The sequence below is a fragment of the Arthrobacter sp. UYP4 genome (assembly GCF_057291175.1).
Genome location: NZ_JBXAVU010000017.1, coordinates 1 through 3491 on the forward strand (window position 1 = coordinate 1; position 3491 = coordinate 3491).

Below are 3491 nucleotides of genomic sequence, written 5' to 3' on the forward strand. Positions count from 1 at the left end.
TTACTGGCACCGCTGCGTATTTGATGTGGGCGTATTCTTTGGTCCGGAGCCTGAGAGCTGGTGTGCTTCCGGTGACGTCGGCGGAGGACTAGGCCCACTGCGTTGGCGATGGCGAGGCCAAAGCTGACGACGATTACCAGCACATTGAGTGCTACCCAGATCGGTTGTGAGACGGAGTTGAACAGCGCATTCGTTCCGATGAGGGTTCCGAGCACCACGTACGTGACGCGGGGGGAATCATTCCGGAACCATCTTCGCTCTGGCATGTCCGGAGCCTAGTGCTGCTGGTTCCAGTTGTCACCGACGTTGGTCGACGTATCGGGACCATGTGTTGCCTGCTGCGTCGGCGTGGAGGAATGCAACTTGGTAGCTGTAGCCGAGAGCATCGGCGACCAGTGGTGGTGGCGTGACGGAGATGTGCTCGTCCAGTGCCGTGTTCCGTGCACCGCGGAGTTCTATTCCGAGCCCACGGAGCCGGAGCATGATCGTGTTCGGGTGGAGGTGCTGTCCTGTCCTGCTTCCGGGAAAGAGCCAGGGGCTTGCCGTGTCTGAACCGGTTCGGAGGTTGGGGCGGTTTTGGAGGTGTTTGCGGAGGAGTTCCGCTAAAGGCGGTGGGACGGGCACTGGATGAGTGCCGAGGGAGATCGTCATCGTGCCGGTGGTGTCGTTGATGCTGATGTCGTCTGTGCGGAGCGCGGCCACCCGGACCAGTGGTTGGGCATAGAGGAGGAGCAGTGTTCCGGCAATCCTGTAGGGCAGGGACTCACTGGTGCCTGTAAGCAGTTCCTTGAGCCAGGCAAGACGTTGGTTCTGCGGGAGGGCAGGCCGGCCCTGAGCGGGGTAGTGCCCAATCTTGACTCGCATGTTCATGCCGGACTTTTTCGCGACGACGAAGAAGGTCCGAATGGCCTTTCGGGTGGTGGGGCCTGTTGCGAGCCAGGTGTCTACGTCCTGCTGGGTGCAGGTGGCGGCGGTGCGGCCATGGGTCTGCCAGAGCCAGTCGAGGAACTTGATCGTTTCGGTGATCTCCTGTTTGGCGGAGTGCACCGGGCGCTGGACTGTATTTTCTGGGGTTGCCATGGCGCGGATGCGTCTGAGGTGGTGCCACTTGGCGAAGTGCTCGACGGGTTTGGCGACCTCGGCGGGCAGGGGGCGGAGCTTGTTCTCGATCCAGGCTTCAAAGCGGTTCAGGTAGGGGTCCTGGTGGAGGAGGAGTCCGTGGTGAACGAGCAGCGCCCGAAGGTGGTCGACCGCCCGCCCTGCCGTGTCGCGGTGACTGTCGAGGCCTTCGTGGGTCAGGGGAGTCTGTCCGCCCGAGATGGAAGTTAGGAGGGTCTGGACTTTGGCGGAGCGTTTCCAGGTGATGATGCTTTCCGGTCGATTGGCTTGGCAGAGGACATCGACGAGGCGGTTCGCGGTTATGGGATTGGCCGGATTCGTGAGCAGCAGGGCGGCGAGGTCATCTCTGAGCGCGCAGCGGGCGCAGATACCGCGCCGGTAGAACTCGCCTTCCTGGTTGCATCGGGCGCAGTGGAAGTCGTGGAGGATGCCAGCGCAGGGCGCGCACCGTGGTCCTTCATCTTGTGTGGGTGGGCCGGGGAGCAACCTGTGCTGCCCGCAGCCGGGGCAGGTGCCGTGGGTGCGGGTCGCCACGGTAAAGCAGGGTCCGCAGATTTTGCCTTCCGGCCAGGTTGCCCGGGTCTTGCCGGCGTTGCGGCCGCACCGGGCGCAAGTGGCGGTCCCGCTCGTACGGGGCCGGCCGCGGACGGTATTACGCGGAGCAAGTCCTTCCGGTTCTTCAGTGGTCATCGTCAATGATGCGGGCGCGGTGCGGGCGGACGGTGCGGTTGAGCTCCACCACGTTGGGGGAGTTGATGCTTCCGGTCTTGCGGGCCCGGACATCGGCGGCGGTGACGGTAATGAGGTCTTCGGGGCCGCAGGAGAAAATGTCGCAGATCGCAGCGATGACCTGGAGAGCGACCCGCTCGGGCTTCTGGTTGACGATGCGGTAGACCTGCGGGCGAGACAGGACAATCCCGCGCTCGGCAAGCAAGGGGATGAGCTCGGTGGTGTTGTGAAGGCCCCGGGCTGCCATCAGTTCGGACAGCCGCCAGGTGTATTCGACCTGGCGCTTCATCGCTGACCTCCCGCATGTTGGCCCAAGGCCGCGTCCATCGTGCGGTCCAGCGACGCCCTCAAAGAGGTGCGGCGGAAGTCGTCGCTGACGAATTGGTAGATGCCGGTGGTCGAGGCGTACTCGTGGCCCATCTGGTATTGCACGAATCTAGGATCCCATCCGGCCTCCAACAGGTGCGTGGCATAAGAGCGGCGCAGGGAATGCAGGTCCAGCCCGTCCATAGGCATTCCCAGCTCGTCGAGGTATCGCCGGAGCCGCCGCAGGAGGGTGGATTCGACGATCAGTCCGCCGCGTTCGCTGGGGAAGAGGTCGAGGCTGTGAAGAGTTCCACGGCCGTTGGTGAGCCAATCCTCGAGGACGCCGGCGGTCCAGTCGAAGACCGTCAGGACGCTGCGGGGCTTGGGCGGTGATGCTCGGCGGGACTTACCGAACCGGACCTTGCAGACTCCGAACTTTCCGAACTCCCGCGCGTGCGGGTTGGTTGCGAAGTCAACGGTCTGCAGATGGCGCAGCTCATTGAATCGAAGCCCATAGGAGTACGCCATCTTAAGCATCACGGCGTCCCGGTAGGCCGCCTGCCAGCCCTTCTTACCCGAGCTCTCAATCACCTCGACCTCGTCGTCGGCGTGGTCGAAGAGTTTTTGGAGCTCCTCCCTGGTGAAGGGACGCTTGGACGGCCGGCCTTCGAATTCCTGCACATGCGTGGAAGTGTTCCACTCATGAAAAACCTGGGCCGGATGCGTGCCAAAGCGCTGCTCGCAGACCCGGTCCCAGCCGTAGTCGGGATTAGCGACGTAGGACGTGAAGTGCCGAAGCGCGGACTGGTAGGCCCGCAGCGTTGAGTGACTCACATGCCGGACCGAGCGCAGATCCCCGAAGTACTCCTCGACATGGGCGGAGGTCCAGTGCCACGGAAACTCATTCACATGGTCCACGAACCTGCGGACGTACCGGATGCGCTGATCAATGGTGTCGAACTTCAGGTTGCGCGACAGCTGCTGGTTCCGCCAGCCATCGAGCATCTCATCGAAGGTCTGCTGTTCAGGATGCAGCAGCTGGGCGGATCCCAGAAGGTGTACGCGTCCAGATCCATCGACCGCCATTCCGCCTCCCAAACCTGCTCCAAGATTTGAATCAATGTTTCATTGATTGCATCATCTCAGCAAATCAGCAGGTCAGAGCGTCCTGCAAGGTCCTTCGACGTGTCAGCCTGCCCCGCGTAGTCAAGATGGGGAGCGTCGATTGGAGCGGGCGAAAATCGCTGAACACCGCGGCGCAGGGCGCCTCAGGTACACGAGGCGGAACCGTGCGGGAGAGGGCCCAAATGATTCATCAGATGAGATACGCAGACTAC

Annotated in this window: 3 protein-coding genes; all 3 read right to left on the reverse strand. The window is 62.6% G+C overall.

Annotated elements, in window-relative coordinates; all coding sequences use genetic code 11:
- Positions 1-297 precede the first annotated feature (297 nt).
- A complete protein-coding gene (locus AC0Z9V_RS18070) occupies positions 298-1653 on the reverse strand; it encodes a recombinase XerD (RefSeq protein WP_485142382.1) in 1356 nt (451 codons plus the stop codon).
- 145 nt (positions 1654-1798) lie between these two features.
- On the reverse strand, positions 1799-2137 hold the full coding sequence (locus AC0Z9V_RS18075; protein ID WP_158505463.1) for a helix-turn-helix domain-containing protein: 339 nt from the start codon (positions 2135-2137) through the stop codon (positions 1799-1801).
- On the reverse strand, positions 2134-3240 hold the full coding sequence (locus AC0Z9V_RS18080) for a tyrosine-type recombinase/integrase (protein ID WP_485142383.1): 1107 nt from the start codon (positions 3238-3240) through the stop codon (positions 2134-2136). Before AC0Z9V_RS18080 ends, AC0Z9V_RS18075 begins: the two co-directional genes overlap by 4 nt.
- Between the last annotated feature and the right edge of the window lie 251 nt (positions 3241-3491).

Excerpts from the sequence above, each read along its gene's own strand:
- AC0Z9V_RS18075 (WP_158505463.1), bottom strand. The coding sequence starts at position 2,137 with ATGAAGCGCCAGGTCGAATACACCTGGCGGCTGTCCGAACTGATGGCA.
- AC0Z9V_RS18080 (WP_485142383.1), bottom strand. The coding sequence starts at position 3,240 with ATGGCGGTCGATGGATCTGGACGCGTACACCTTCTGGGATCCGCCCAG.